Annotated in this window: 10 protein-coding genes and 1 tRNA gene; 7 read left to right on the top strand and 4 right to left on the bottom strand. The window is 60.7% G+C overall.

Translation table 11 applies throughout. The annotated features are described in order from the left end of the window. Nucleotides 1-111 precede the first annotated feature (111 nt). Together ACX3VQ_RS10295 and ACX3VQ_RS10300 are read left to right on the top strand one after the other, a co-directional pair. Nucleotides 112-1,560 carry an FAD-binding oxidoreductase gene (locus tag ACX3VQ_RS10295; RefSeq protein ID WP_462580972.1) on the top strand — a complete coding sequence of 483 codons (1,449 nt, stop codon included), beginning with the start codon at nucleotides 112-114 and terminating at the stop codon, nucleotides 1,558-1,560. A 75-nt stretch (nucleotides 1,561-1,635) separates the two neighbouring features. Further along, the gene (locus tag ACX3VQ_RS10300; protein WP_462580974.1) at nucleotides 1,636-2,433 is read left to right on the top strand and encodes a SapC family protein; all 798 of its coding nucleotides are present in this window, start codon (nucleotides 1,636-1,638) and stop codon (nucleotides 2,431-2,433) included. 199 nt (nucleotides 2,434-2,632) lie between these two features. Here the strand turns inward: ACX3VQ_RS10300 and ACX3VQ_RS10305 are convergent, their stop codons facing one another. Further along, nucleotides 2,633-3,583 carry an N-formylglutamate amidohydrolase gene (locus tag ACX3VQ_RS10305; RefSeq protein ID WP_462580975.1) on the bottom strand — a complete coding sequence of 317 codons (951 nt, stop codon included), beginning with the start codon at nucleotides 3,581-3,583 and terminating at the stop codon, nucleotides 2,633-2,635. A 123-nt stretch (nucleotides 3,584-3,706) separates the two neighbouring features. Here ACX3VQ_RS10305 and cpdR point away from each other — a divergent pair, with 123 nt between their 5' ends. The 5 genes from cpdR (at nucleotide 3,707) to ACX3VQ_RS10330 (ending at nucleotide 9,159) form a co-directional block, all read left to right on the top strand. After that, nucleotides 3,707-4,096 carry a response regulator gene (gene cpdR / locus ACX3VQ_RS10310; RefSeq protein WP_462572858.1) on the top strand — a complete coding sequence of 130 codons (390 nt, stop codon included), beginning with the start codon at nucleotides 3,707-3,709 and terminating at the stop codon, nucleotides 4,094-4,096. Nucleotides 4,097-4,178: 82 nt separating this feature from the next. Next, a tRNA-Val gene (locus tag ACX3VQ_RS10315) sits at nucleotides 4,179-4,253 on the top strand. A 119-nt stretch (nucleotides 4,254-4,372) separates the two neighbouring features. After that, the gene (locus tag ACX3VQ_RS10320) at nucleotides 4,373-5,596 is read left to right on the top strand and encodes an NADP-dependent isocitrate dehydrogenase (RefSeq protein ID WP_462580976.1); all 1,224 of its coding nucleotides are present in this window, start codon (nucleotides 4,373-4,375) and stop codon (nucleotides 5,594-5,596) included. A 98-nt stretch (nucleotides 5,597-5,694) separates the two neighbouring features. Then, nucleotides 5,695-7,335 carry a GNAT family N-acetyltransferase gene (locus tag ACX3VQ_RS10325; RefSeq protein WP_462572856.1) on the top strand — a complete coding sequence of 547 codons (1,641 nt, stop codon included), beginning with the start codon at nucleotides 5,695-5,697 and terminating at the stop codon, nucleotides 7,333-7,335. A gap of 60 nt (nucleotides 7,336-7,395) precedes the next feature. Beyond that, nucleotides 7,396-9,159, top strand: coding sequence for a cation:proton antiporter domain-containing protein (locus ACX3VQ_RS10330; RefSeq protein WP_462580977.1), 1,764 nt, complete (start codon nucleotides 7,396-7,398; stop codon nucleotides 9,157-9,159). Nucleotides 9,160-9,170: 11 nt separating this feature from the next. On the opposite strand, the gene alaS is transcribed toward ACX3VQ_RS10330, so the two are convergent. The 3 genes from alaS to recA all read right to left on the bottom strand — a co-directional run bounded on the left by alaS (nucleotide 9,171) and on the right by recA (nucleotide 13,977). Further along, the gene (gene alaS, locus ACX3VQ_RS10335) at nucleotides 9,171-11,837 is read right to left on the bottom strand and encodes an alanine--tRNA ligase (RefSeq protein ID WP_462580978.1); all 2,667 of its coding nucleotides are present in this window, start codon (nucleotides 11,835-11,837) and stop codon (nucleotides 9,171-9,173) included. 49 nt (nucleotides 11,838-11,886) lie between these two features. Next, a complete protein-coding gene (locus ACX3VQ_RS10340; RefSeq protein WP_462580979.1) occupies nucleotides 11,887-12,717 on the bottom strand; it encodes a class I SAM-dependent methyltransferase in 831 nt (276 codons plus the stop codon). Nucleotides 12,718-12,912: 195 nt separating this feature from the next. Then, nucleotides 12,913-13,977, bottom strand: a complete 1,065-nt coding sequence (gene recA / locus ACX3VQ_RS10345; protein WP_462580980.1) for a recombinase RecA — start codon at nucleotides 13,975-13,977, stop codon at nucleotides 12,913-12,915. Nucleotides 13,978-14,047 lie beyond the last annotated feature (70 nt).

Below are 14,047 nucleotides of genomic sequence, written 5' to 3' on the forward strand. Positions count from 1 at the left end.
GTAGCCAAGACCATGCCGATCTAGCATGTCGGCTTGAATGGAGGCTTAATCCATTTTCCTCAGCGCGCAAATGCTGGCTATTTCCGGCAGCACTATGGCATAGGCACAGCCATGACTTCGCCCGATCAATTTGCCCGCCGCGCGGCCGACCTGCTGGGGCCCGGCGGCTTCACCTGTGATCCCGAACTGCTTGAACCCTGGCTCACCGACTGGCGCGGGCGCTATCATGGCAGGGCGCTGGGCCTGGCCTCACCCTCATCGCGCGAGGAAGTTGGCGCATTCGTGAAGCTGTGCAACGAATATCGCGTGCCGATTGTCCCGCAAGGCGGAAACAGCGGCATGTCAGGCGGGGCAACGCCCGACGAAAGCGGAGATTCGGTCCTGTTGTCGCTGCGGCGGATGAACAGAATACGCAAGCTGGATGCTCCTGCCAGGCAGGCAGTGTGCGAGGCCGGCGTAATCCTGCAGACGCTGCATGAGGAAGCCGAACGGCACGACCTGCGCTTCCCGCTGACGCTGGGCGGAAAGGGTTCGGCTACCATCGGCGGATTGGTTTCGACCAATGCCGGCGGCACGCAGGTGCTGCGCCATGGCACGATGCGCGCGCAGGTGCTGGGAATCGAGGCAGTCCTGGCTGACGGGCAGATATTTGACGGGCTTACCGTGCTCAAGAAGGACAATCGCGGTTTCGACCTCAAGCAGTTGCTGATCGGTTCCGAAGGGACGTTGGGGATCGTGACCGCAGCAACACTGCGCCTGCTTCCAGCGATCGGAGAACGGGTTGTAGCATGGGTTGGCCTGGGCTCGATCGGTGATGCGCGGCGCTTGCTGCTGCATTTCGCCGATGAAATGCCCGAGGAACTGGAAGGCTTCGAAGTGGTGCCCGCACATTGTCTCGACAGCGTGCTTGCCTACCTGCCAGATGCCCGTGCCCCGCTGGCCGAACCATACCCCTGGAACGCGCTGGTCGAGTTGGTGGCATCGCCAGCGCAAGCCCATGCCCTGCGTGAAAAGGTGGAGGCTACGCTGGTTCAGGCGCTGGACGCCGGCCTTGTGCGCGATGCCGCGATTGCCACAAGCGAAACCCAGGCCGAACAGTTCTGGCAGCTGCGGGATGCGATCGCTCCGGCGGAGCGCGCGATCGGCCCCGCAATGCAGCACGACATTTCAGTGCCGGTGGAAAGCATGCCCGATTTTATCGAGGCAGCTATTCCCGATGTAGAAACGCGGTTTCCCGGCGTAACCGGTGTGGCCTTCGGGCATCTGGGGGACGGCAATGTGCATTTCCATGTGCTTGCGCCACCAGGCGTGGTGCGCGGCGAATGGGAACAAGCCGAAGGCCAGTCCATCAGTCGGCATGTGCATGACCTGGTGACCGAATATGGCGGATCGATCAGCGCTGAACACGGAATCGGACGAATGAAACGTGACGAACTGGGGCGCCTGGCCGACCCTGCCGTGCTGTCGATCATGCGCAGCATCAAGCAAGCGCTCGATCCCATGGGATTGCTCAATCCCGGAAAACTCCTGCCGCTTGCCTCTTCAGGCACTAAGCCCTAAAGCGCCCGTCGCTCGGCCCGCTGGCTGTCCAGCGAGGCCGCTTCATTATTCAGATTGCCATTTTGGAGAATTTCAATGGCCAGCGCGCCGCAACCCCAACTGCCACTGTTCTACAAGGACTTGATGCCGCTCAACAGCCGTGACCACAAGGGCTGGAAGGTCACACAGTTCGAAACCGCCGCCTTTATCGGCCAAACACATGCCGTCCCTGTTACAGTGGATGAGTTCATCGACACGCAACGTCACTTCCCGATCGTTTTCAGCGCCGGTGAAAATCCGGTTCCGCTGGCGCTGATGGGTCTCAACGAAGGTGTGAACACCTTTGTGGGCGAGGACGGCAAGATCTCCGAGAATGTCTACCTTCCTGCCTACACGAGGCGATATCCTTTTATGCTCGCCAAGTTGCGCCCGGATAGCGAAGAGCTGTCGCTGTGCTTTGACCCGAGCGCGGGCGTGGTCGGCGAATTTGCCGAGGGTAACGAGGTGTTCACGGCTGACGGCCAGCCCACTGAATACACCAAGGGCGTGCTCAATTTCTGCCAGTCGTTCGAAGAATCGGGGATGCGGACACGGGCATTCATGGACGAGTTGAAAAAGCACCAACTGCTGATGGATGGCGAAATCGCCATCACCCGCAATGAAGATCCTGACAAGCCGTTCATCTATCGCGGATTCATGATGGTTGACGAAAAGAAGCTGCGCGAGCTTCCGGCCGCAACGCTTGAAGAGCTCAACAAGGGCGGTGCTCTGCTGCTCATCCACGCGCATCTCTTCTCGCTCAATCTGATGAGCGTTATCTTCGGCCGGCAATTGCAACAGGGCCGGGTTCCGTTGCCCAATGCCGGCACTGAATCGATCGACGCGGTCAGCTGACGGCATCCAGCGGCGCTGTGCCAGGCCCTTGAAAGCCTTCGCACTAGCTCCTAGATTGCAAGTGTTCGGGTAGGCTTCCCTCATTGCCTGCCCGGATTTTGCACCTTTTCAGGTGCATCCTCCCTGAACCTTGGCCACCTCGTGCGCTTGCACGAGGTGGTTTTTTATTTGTTATCAGGAAATTGATGTCACAGCGGCGCTATTCAGCCGCCTGCCGCATATCTCCGCCGTGCCCCATGCGCGCGGTTGCCTCGCCCAGATCGCGCACCAGGCCGGCCAGCAGCCTTGCCAGCGGCGCTATTCGCGCGGTTGGCCGCTCAAGCCGGGCGTCAAGATAGATCGAGCGACACACTTCGAGCTGCAAGGCATGGATGCCCAATGGCGGGGCGGAATGGGTATCCAGCACAAACCCGCCAGCATAAGGCCGGTTAAGCGCTGCCCCCTTGCCCCTGCTTTCCAGATACTGGCAGCCGCGAGTAACCAGCGCCCCATCGCATGCCGTGCCAAAACGATCCCCGATGACAAACTGCACCGGCTCGGGCCGGTCGTTCGACACGCGCAGGGGCGGCATCGAATGAAGGTCGATCAGCAGCGCAGCGCCCCACTCGTCACGGATTCTCTGAAGTTCACGCGAAGTCGCAGCGTGATAGGGTTGATGAATCCCCTCGATCCGCCGGGCAAGCTCTTCGTGTTGCAGTTTTTCCCGCCAGATCTCGCCAAAGCCCGGCAATCGTCGAGGCACCAGCCCCAACCCGCTGCGAGCACGGCGATTGGCCTGCGAATGGCGCACCGGGTGGGGTTTGGATCCTGCGATCATTTCCCAATCGACGTCATCGCGCGCACGATTGAGATCAAGCATTGCCCGCGGCGCATGCGCGATAATCAGCGCTGCCCCGGTCGCATCGGCAATCGCCTGCGCAACCTCGTCGATATAGCGATCTTCCAGCCTGAGGCAGGCGAAATCAGGGTCGCGCATTTGCGCCAGCAACGATGAGGGATAGTCACGCCCGGCATGCGGAACCGTGATCAAGACAGGAATAGGCAGCGATTTCGGTGCCGTCAGCGAGAACGCCGGCCGATCGTCGAGCCCGGTGATGAAGCCGCCCGGTTCCAGCCGGATATGGGATGATTCGACCTTGTGGTTAACCATGCAGCATTGCTGCATGCTCGCGGAACTCCTGTCAAAGCCCAAAACCATGCGGCGCACCGCAGGGACAGTCAGAACAGGGAGGGTGAAAAAGGTTTCTTAAGTGCTTCGTGCTAACTGGGGCGGATGACAGCACAAAATTCCTTGCGCATCCTGTTGGCAGAGGACGAGGAAGCCATGCGCACCTATCTGGAGCGCGCGCTAACCAAGGCAGGATATGAAGTGGTCGCGGTCGATCGCGGCACGGCTGCGGTACCTTTCTTGCAGGAACAGCACTTTGATCTCCTGCTATCCGATATCGTGATGCCGGAAATGGACGGGATCGAATTGGCCCAACGCTGTGCGGAAATCGCGCCGCGCACCAAGGTTATGTTCATTACCGGGTTTGCCGCGGTTTCGCTGAAGGCCAGCCGTGAACAACCCCATGCAAGGATACTCTCCAAGCCGTTCCACCTGCGCGATCTCGTGTTGGAAGTGGAACGGATTTTTGAAGACCAGCGCGAAGCGTCCATTTGAATATTCCCGAATCGCTTGATCGGGCGCGAGGCTCAAGCTAAGGGGCCTCTCCCCCGTTCCTGGAACGGCATTGCGATGGTGCGGGCGTATAGCTCAGTGGTAGAGCACTATGTTGACATCGTAGGGGTCGCTGGTTCAATCCCAGCTACGCCCACCATCGAAAACCCGCCGCAAGTCGGCGGGTTTTTTATTGCGCCCCGCCTCCCTTGCACGCGCGCCTTGCTCTGCTAAAGCCCTCGCAAATTCGAACATCCCCATAAGAGGCAACAGGCAACCATGCAGAAAATCCAGGTCAAAAACCCGATTGTCGAGCTCGACGGCGACGAAATGACCCGCATCATCTGGCAGTGGATCCGCGAGCGGCTGATCCTGCCCTATCTCGACGTCGACCTGAAATATTACGATCTTTCCGTCGAAAAACGCGACGAGACCGATGACCAGATCACCATCGATGCCGCCAATGCGATCAAGCAATATGGCGTGGGCGTGAAGTGCGCGACCATCACCCCCGATGAACAGCGGGTCGAGGAATTCAGCCTCAAGAAAATGTGGAAGAGCCCCAACGGCACGATCCGCAATATCCTGGGCGGGGTGGTGTTCCGTGAGCCGATCGTGATCGACAATGTCCCGCGGCTGGTGCCGGGCTGGACCGACCCGATCGTGGTCGGCCGCCATGCCTTCGGGGACCAATACAAGGCCACCGACACGCTCATCCCCGGCCCCGGCAAGCTGCGCCTGGTGTTCGACGGTGAAGACGGCACCAAGATCGATCTCGACGTGTTCGATTTCCCCAGCGCAGGCGTCGCCATGGCGATGTATAATCTTGACGATTCGATCCGAGATTTCGCCCGCTCGAGTTTCAACTATGGTTTGAACCTTGGCTGGCCGGTTTACCTTTCCACCAAGAACACCATTCTGAAAGCCTATGACGGGCGCTTCAAGGATCTGTTCCAGGAAGTGTTCGACAACGAAGGCTTCGCGGAAAAGTTCAAGGAAGCAGGCATCACCTACGAACACCGCCTGATTGACGACATGGTTGCCAGCGCACTCAAGTGGAGCGGCAAGTTCGTGTGGGCCTGCAAGAACTATGACGGCGATGTGCAGTCCGACACCGTGGCGCAGGGCTTTGGCTCGCTCGGGCTGATGACTTCGGTGCTCATGACGCCTGATGGCAAGACCGTGGAAGCCGAAGCCGCGCACGGCACCGTTACCCGCCATTATCGCCAGCACCAGCAAGGCAAGGCAACCAGCACCAATCCGATTGCCTCGATCTTCGCCTGGACGCGCGGGCTGATGTATCGCGGCAAGTTCGACAGCACGCCCGACGTGGTGCGCTTTGCCGAAACGCTTGAGCGGGTTTGCATCAAAACCGTCGAGAGCGGCGCGATGACCAAAGATCTGGCGCTGCTGATCGGCCCGGAACAGAGCTGGCTTACCACCGAGCAGTTCTTCGAGGCGATCGTGCAGAACCTTGAAAAGGAAATGCAGGGCTGGAACTGATCTTGGGAACAGCAACTACGCCATAGCGCAAGTTAAGGGCAGCCTATTCGAAACCGGAAAGGCTGCCCTTTCTATTTAAGGTCGGGTAGAAGATTTATATGACACAGCCGCGAAGCAAAGCCCGCCTGGAAGTTCGTCAGGCCGAACTGTCCGACGTTCGTGCCATCGCGGACCTTGTGCGCCGCGCCTATCATGACCTGCCCGCCTATACGCACGGCGAGATCCGCGGACAGATTAACAATTACCCAGAGGGCTGCTTCATTGCACGCCTTGACGGCAAGCTGGTGGGCTATTGCGCCTCAATGAGGCTCAGCCAGCAACTCGCTTTTTCCGATCACAGCTGGGACGAAGTGACCGGCAACGGCTTCGGCAGCCGCCACAATGCCAAGGGCGAATGGCTGTATGGCTATGAAATGTGCGTCGATCCCAAGGTCCGCGGCACACGGATCGGGCGGCGGCTCTACGAAGAACGCCGCGCACTGGCCGAACGCCTGGAACTGAATGGAATCGTGTTCGGCGGTCGAATGCCCGGATTTGCCCGCGCCCAGCGCCGCAAGACCAACCGCACGCGCACGCCCGGCGAATATCTCAAGATGGTGCTCGAAGGTAAGATCCACGATCCTGTCCTGCGTTTCCAACTGGCCAATGGCTTTGAGCCGCAAGGTATACTCGAAAAATACCTGCCTGAAGACAAGCAGTCGAAAGCCAATGCCGTGCGGATGGTGTGGCGCAATCCCTATGTCGATGGCGACACTCCGAGGAAGCATCGCCTGCCACGTGACGTCGAGAGCGTTCGGATCGCCACTTGCCAGCTCCAGGCGCGCGCGGTTTCGGGATTCGACGAGTTCATGAAACATGTCGAATATTTCGTTGACGTAGCGGCGGATTACGAAGCCGACTTCATCGTCTTTCCCGAAATGTTCACGCTGATGCTGCTGAGCGCGGAGGAAAAGGTGCTGAGCCCGCAAGAAGCGGTCGAAACGCTGAGCCATTATACCCCGCGTATCCGCAAGGCGCTGAGCGAAATGGCGCTGGGCTATAATATCAACATCATCGGCGGGTCGCACCCGACGCAGATGGATGACGGCGACATCCATAATGTCGCCTATGTTTGCCTGCGCGACGGATCGATCCACGCGCAGGAGAAGATCCACCCCACTCCCAATGAAGCCTATTGGTGGAACATCAAGGGCGGCGACAGTATCGACGCGATCCCGACCGATTGCGGGCCGATCGGCGTGCTAATCTGCTATGACTGCGAATTTCCCGAGCTCGCCCGGCGGCTGGTTGATGAAGGCGCGCGGATCATCTTCGTGCCCTTCTGCACCGACAACCGCCAGGGATATATGCGGGTGCGCTATTGCGCTGCGGCCCGGGCGGTCGAGAACCAGTGCTTTGTCGTGCTTTCGGGCAATGTCGGTAATTTGCCCAATGTCGCCAATATGGACATCCAGTATGCACAAAGCTGCATCCTGACCCCATGCGATTTCCCCTTTGCACGCGACGGGATCGCAGCCGAAGCAAGCGAAAACGTAGAAACGCTGACGATCAGCGACGTGAACCTCGCCGATCTCAGCTGGGCTCGGGCGGAAGGCACAGTGCAGAATCTCGCCGATCGCCGGTTCGATCTTTACCGTATCGAATGGGACAAGCGCGTGGGCCAGGTGAGCCCGCGGATCGGCGAAGATGGCGACTCGGTAGAGCCGTCAACCGGTCCGCATGGCGGGCGCGGGGGATAGACCGGCGGGATAGAGCGGCAAAGCGGGTGACGGACGCGACGGGCGCGCTATAGATACCCCATGGCTGGCGAACTTGCTCCCTCTCCGATGTTGTCCGATGCGCTGGTGATCCTGGGCGCCGCAGGGATCGTGATCCCGGTCTTCGCCCGTTTCCGCATCACGCCGATCATCGGCTTCATCCTGATCGGGATAGCGGTTGGCCCCTTTGGGCTGGGCACGCTGGTGCCCGAGATACCTTGGCTCAGATATATCACGATCACCGATTCCGGACGCCTCACGCCGTTTGCCGATTTCGGGATCATCCTGTTGCTGTTCGCAATCGGGCTGGAGCTCAGCTTCAATCGGTTGTGGCAATTGCGCAAGCTGGTGTTCGGCCTGGGCGCGCTGGAACTGCTGATCATCGGCACCGCTCTGGCGGCCTTCCTGGGCCTGGCAGGCGGACAGGCCTGGACGGGGGCGCTGGCGCTGGGTTTTGCGCTCGCCTTCTCCTCGACTGCGATCGTGCTGCCGATATCGGGAACCAGAACACCGGTCGGGCGCGCCGCGCTGTCGATGCTTCTGTTCGAAGACATCATGATCGTGCCGATCGTCTTCATCCTGGGCGCGATGGCCCCCTACGCGGCCGACGCCGGCTGGGAAGGAATGGCCAACACATTGTGGCAGGGCGGGCTGGTTGTGCTGGTGCTGTTGGTGCTTGGCCGCATCGGCTTGCCCCGGTTGTTCGCGCAGGCTGCACGCACGAAGAGCCCCGAACTCTTCCTGGCCGCCTCGCTACTGGTGGTGATCGGCGCAAGCCTTGCCACGTCTGCAGTCGGATTGTCGCCAATTGTCGGGGCCTTGATCGCGGGCCTGCTGATTGCCGAAACCGAATATCACGGCGAAGTCGAATCCATCATGGAGCCATTCAAAGGCCTGGCGCTGGGCGTGTTCCTGATTACGATTGGCATGAGCATCAACCTGATCACCATCTGGGAAAATCTTGGCTCGATCACAATGGCGGTGGTGGGCGTGCTGGTATTCAAGGCACTGGTGACGGGCATATTGTTGCGCCTGATGGGCGCGCGGCGCGGCACTTCGGCAGAAACCGGCGTGCTGATGGCGAGCCCCAGCGAAACCACGCTGATCGTACTTGCCGCCGCCAGCTCGGCGCTGTTGATCGACGCTGAAACCGCGCAGTTCTGGCAGATAGTGACTGCCATCGGATTGACGGTCACGCCGTTGCTCGCTCGCCTCGGCCGGTCGATCGCATGGCGGGTCGAGCCTGCACCGGAACTGCCCGAGGATGACAAGGACGAGCCGCGCACGATCATCGTTGGTGCCGGACGGGTAGGACGGCTGATTGCAGATATGCTTACCGTGCATGGCAAGCCTTATGTTGCGGTTGATTCGGATTCAGACATGATCGAACGCGCCAAGCGGGAAGGCTATCGTGCGATATTCGGCGATGCAGCGCGCGGAGATGCCTTGTCGCGGCTCGGTATCGAAACCGCGCCCGCAGTTGTGCTGACAATGGACGAGCCGGTTCTGGTGCAAAGGCTGGTCGCAAAGCTTCGCGCCCAATATCCTGATTTGCTGATCGTCGCCCGCGCGCGAGATCCCGAACACGCTGCCGAGCTTTACCGCGCCGGGGCAAGCCATGCGGTGCCCGAAACGCTCGAGGCAACACTGCAATTGTCGGAAGCCGTGCTGGTCGATATCGGCGTGGCAATGGGCCCGGTGATCGCCTCGATCCACGAAAAGCGTGACGAATTCCGCTTGCAGCTGGAACGGGATGGCGAACTCGACCATCGCCCCAAACTGCGCACCGGCACGCTCGAAAGTTAACCTGGCAGGGGTTAGGCGCTGACCTTGGCCAGCGCATCGCGCACGGCTGCAAGCGCTTCCTGCGCCTTGCTGCCATCGGGCCCGCCGCCCTGTGCCATGTCGGCCCGCCCGCCGCCGCCCTTGCCGCCCAGCGCCTCGACGCCCACGCGCACCAGGTCGACTGCGCTGAAACGCTCGGTCAGGTCGTCGGTGACTGCCACGGCAAAGGCGGCCTTGCCGTCATTCACCGCCACGGCTGCCGCAATGCCCGATCCAAGCCTGTGTTTGGCTTCATCGAGCAGTGGCCGCAGCTCCTTGGGGTCGAGCCCGTCGAGCACTTGCCCGCTGAAGGTGACGCCGGCGATTTCCTCATCCGCTATTTGCACCGGCCCCGAAGAACCGCCGCCCGCAAGCGCCAGTGCCTTTTTCGCTTCGGCCAGCTCCTTTTCCAGCACCTTGCGTTCGGCCAGCAAAGCCGCAAGCCGGGCAGGCACCTCTTCCGGGGTCGCGCGAATTTCGCTTGCGGCAGTCTTCAGCGCTTCCTCGCGGTCGACCAGCCATTTGCGCGCCGCCTCGCCGGTAAGCGCTTCGATCCGGCGCACGCCTGAACTCACCGCGCCTTCCGATACGATACGGAAAATGCCGATGTCGCCGGTTGCCCGCACATGCGTGCCGCCGCACAGTTCGACCGAGTAATTGCGCCCGCCCTCGCCCGCGCGGCCCATCGCCAGCACGCGCACCTCGTCGCCATATTTCTCGCCAAACAGCGCCAGCGCGCCCGCTTCCACAGCATCATCGGGGCTCATCAAACGGGTCGAAACCGGCTCATTCGCGCGAATCTCGGCATTCACTTCGGCCTCTACGGCTGCGATTTCCTCTGCTGTCAGCGGCTTGGGGTGAGAGAAATCGAACCTGAACCGGTCATCCGCAACCAGCGAACCCTTCTGCGTCACATGCGCACCCAGTGCGTTGCGAAGCGCCGCATGGACGAGATGGGTGGCCGAGTGGTTGGCACGAATCCGATTCCGCCGCGCAGCATCGACTGCGAGGTGGACGGTATCGCCAACCGCGACTTCACCGGCGGCAATCCTGACATGATGCGCGTGCAACCGGCCAAGCGGTTTTGAAGTGTCAACGACATCCGCCCGCAGGCCCGCCGCAGTCGAAATGCTGCCCGCATCGCCGGTCTGCCCGCCGCTTTCGCCATAAAAAGGCGTTTGGTTGGTCAGGATCACCAATTCATCGCCCGCAGTCGCGCGAGCCACTTCGGCACCGTCCTTTACCAATGCGACGACACGCCCTTCGCCGCTGGTGGCAGTATAGCCGGTAAACTCGGTCGCGCCTTCGCGCTCGGCAATGTCGAACCAGACCTCGCCCGAGGCCGCATCGCCAGAGCCCTTCCACGCCGCGCGGGCCGCCGCCTTCTGGCGCGCCATCGCGGCATCGAAGCCGGCGCGGTCAACACTGATGCCGCGCGAACGCAGCGCGTCTTCTGTCAAATCGTATGGGAAACCGTAGGTATCATAGAGCTTGAAGGCGGTTTCGCCCTCGAGTTCTCCGCCCTCGCCCATGCTGCCGGTCGCCTCGTCCAGCAGGCGCAGCCCCTTGTCGAGCGTCTTGCGAAACTGGGTTTCCTCACGCTCGAGCACTTCCTCGATCAATGCCTGGCCGCGCACGAGCTCGGGGTAGGCCTGGCCCATCTCGGTGACCAGCGCTGGCACCAGGCGGTGCATGAGCGGCTGCGACGCGCCCAGAAGATGCGCATGGCGCATTGCCCGCCGCATGATCCGGCGCAGCACATAGCCGCGCCCTTCGTTGGACGGCAGCACGCCGTCGGCCATCAAGAAGCTGGTCGAACGCAGGTGATCGGCAATCACGCGGTGGCTGGCTGCCTGATCGCCTGCGGCCTTTACCCCGGTGAGGTTTTCCGAGGCGCTGATCAGCGCCTTGAACGTGTCAGTATCGTAATTGTCATGCACGCCCTGCATCACCGCAGCGATCCGCTCCAGCCCCATGCCAGTGTCGATCGAAGGCTTCGGCAGATTGCTGCGCGAACCGTCCGCCTGCTGGTCGAACTGCATGAACACGAGGTTCCAGATCTCGACAAAGCGATCGCCGTCCTCATCCGGGCTTCCCGGGGGGCCGCCGAAGATATGCTCGCCGTGATCGTAGAAGATTTCCGAGCATGGCCCGCACGGCCCGGTGTCACCCATCGACCAGAAATTGTCACTAGTGGGAATACGGATGATGCGTTCCTCAGGCAGGCCGGAAATCTTGCGCCACAGATCGAACGCCTCGTCATCGGTGTGATAGACCGTGGCGGTGAGCTTTTCCGGAGCCAGGCCCCATTCCCTGGTCAGCAGGTTCCAGGCGTGCAGGATCGCCTGCTCCTTGAAATAGTCGCCGAAGGAAAAATTGCCGAGCATCTCGAAGAAAGTGTGGTGCCGCGCGGTATATCCGACATTGTCGAGATCATTGTGCTTGCCGCCCGCGCGCACGCATTTCTGCGAGCTCGTGGCGCGCGGAGCCGGCGGGGTTTCAAGCCCGGTAAAGGCATTCTTGAACGGAACCATCCCCGCATTGACGAACATCAGGGTAGGATCGTTGTAGGGCACAAGCGGCGCGCTCGCGATCTCGGCATGTCCTGACGAGGCGAAATAGTCGAGAAAGGAGCGGCGGATTTCGTTGGTCGATATCATAGAGGGCAGTTAGGCAATCACACGCGCGGCGACAAGCCGCTTACGACAATCAATTGCTGCGGGCGCTAACGATCCACACGCCGGCCGTAAGCCCGACCTCTCCCTTGTGAAGATGGTGTTGCGAAAACTCGCGCAGCCGCTCCTTGAAGGACGCGCGCAAACTGTCATCCATCGCCGCAATCGCGCGCGCCGCGGGCCCGATCCGGGTAAAATAGGATACCGCATCACTGACCGGATCATCGCCTGCACCGGCGATCATCCGAAAATCGAACCGATCGAAGGTCACTCCTTCCCACCCGGCTTCGTTCAGAATTGCGCGGACCCGTGCATCGTCCGCAAAGGCAAAGGGGCCGGGAGCGGCGGGGTCAGGCGGAGGCGCCGCGCCTTCGAGCAACTCGCCGATCGCGGCAAAAAACGGGTTTTCCTGAATGGATCGGAAGCATGAAAACAGCAGCCGCGCGCCCGGCGCCGCATGGTGACGCAGATTGGCAAAGGCGCTGACCGGATCGCTGAAGAACATCACACCGTGGCGCGAAAACAGCACATCGGGCACGAAATCCGGCGCGGGTTTCCAGCCCGCCGCATCAGCCAGTTCGAACCGTAAATTGCCGACACCGCTTGATCGATCGCCCGCCACCTCGATCAAGTCCGGCGAAATATCGACGCCCAGCACCTGTGAAGCTGACATGGACCTTGCAACCGCAATTGCGAGTTCCCCAACACCGCAGCCGATGTCAAGCGCAGCAGAGAAATCGATCGCTTCGATGCGGCGCAGAAGCTCCGCAGTCAAAGGAGCGAAGCTGCGATCGGTACGTTGCCATTCCGCCGCCCACGACTTGCCGACGCGGCCCTGCCATTCCTGCGTGTCGAAATTCGTCACTTTCAATCCTCCACCAACCGATCAGCCATATAGATCGGTTCGTTCCCTCATGGTGGGTCAGGCAAAGCATTGCAATTCAGGCACAGAGGCAGAAACGAAAAGTCGGCGCCAACTCGGAAGATGAGCGAGCGCCGACTTTCCGGTTTTCCGGGCACGCCCGATGAACCGCCAGGGTTCAGCGCGCCCGCTTGAGGATCAATCGTCGGAATCCGCGTCCGGGCCCGCCATCATCACCTCGGCGACAGCATCGGTGCGGCCGCGGATAGCGGCTTCCAGCTTGTCGCAAATCTCGGGGTTTTCCTTGAGATAGGTTTTTGCATTCTCGCGGCCCTGGCCGATGCGGATGCTGTCATAGGAGAACCAGCTACCCGACTTCTCGACAATGCCGGCCTTGACGCCAAGATCGAGAATTTCGCCGATCTTCGAAATGCCTTCGCCATACATGATGTCGAATTCGACCTGCTTGAAGGGCGGTGCCACCTTGTTCTTGACCACTTTGACGCGGGTGGTGTTGCCCACAACTTCGTCGCGGTCCTTGATCTGGCCGGTGCGGCGGATATCGAGCCGGACCGAAGCATAGAACTTGAGCGCATTGCCGCCGGTGGTGGTTTCGGGATTGCCATACATCACACCGATCTTCATGCGCAGCTGGTTGATGAAGATCACCATGCACTTGCTGCGATTGATCGAACCGGTCAGCTTGCGCAGCGACTGCGACATCAAGCGGGCCTGCAAGCCGACATGCGAATCGCCCATCTCGCCTTCGATCTCCGCCCGCGGCACCAGCGCAGCAACAGAGTCTACCACCAGCACGTCAATCGCGTTCGAGCGTACCAGCGTATCGGTAATCTCGAGCGCCTGCTCGCCGGTATCGGGCTGCGACACGATCAACTCGTCAATATCGACGCCCAGCTTCTTGGCATAGACCGGGTCAAGCGCATGCTCGGCGTCAACAAAAGCAGCGGTGCCGCCGTTCTTCTGCGCTTCGGCAATTACATGCAGCGCCAGCGTGGTCTTGCCCGAACTTTCAGGGCCATAAATCTCGATCACGCGCCCCTTGGGCAGGCCGCCAATCCCCAGCGCAATGTCGAGGCCAAGCGATCCGGTTGAAATCGATTCGACATTCATCGTCTCTTTCGAGCCGAGCTTCATGGCCGATCCCTTGCCAAAGGCGCGATCGATCTGGGCCAGCGCAGCTTCAAGAGCTTTTTGACGGTCCACCGAGGATTCCTTTTCTACCAGCTTCAGATTCGTCGCCATCGCATGGCCTCCCTTGCTTGCCTAGAGGCGGTTATCGAGTTTTAACCAGCCCCTCTGTGGGAATGCAATG

This window comes from Altererythrobacter chaiwopuensis (genome assembly GCF_054957735.1).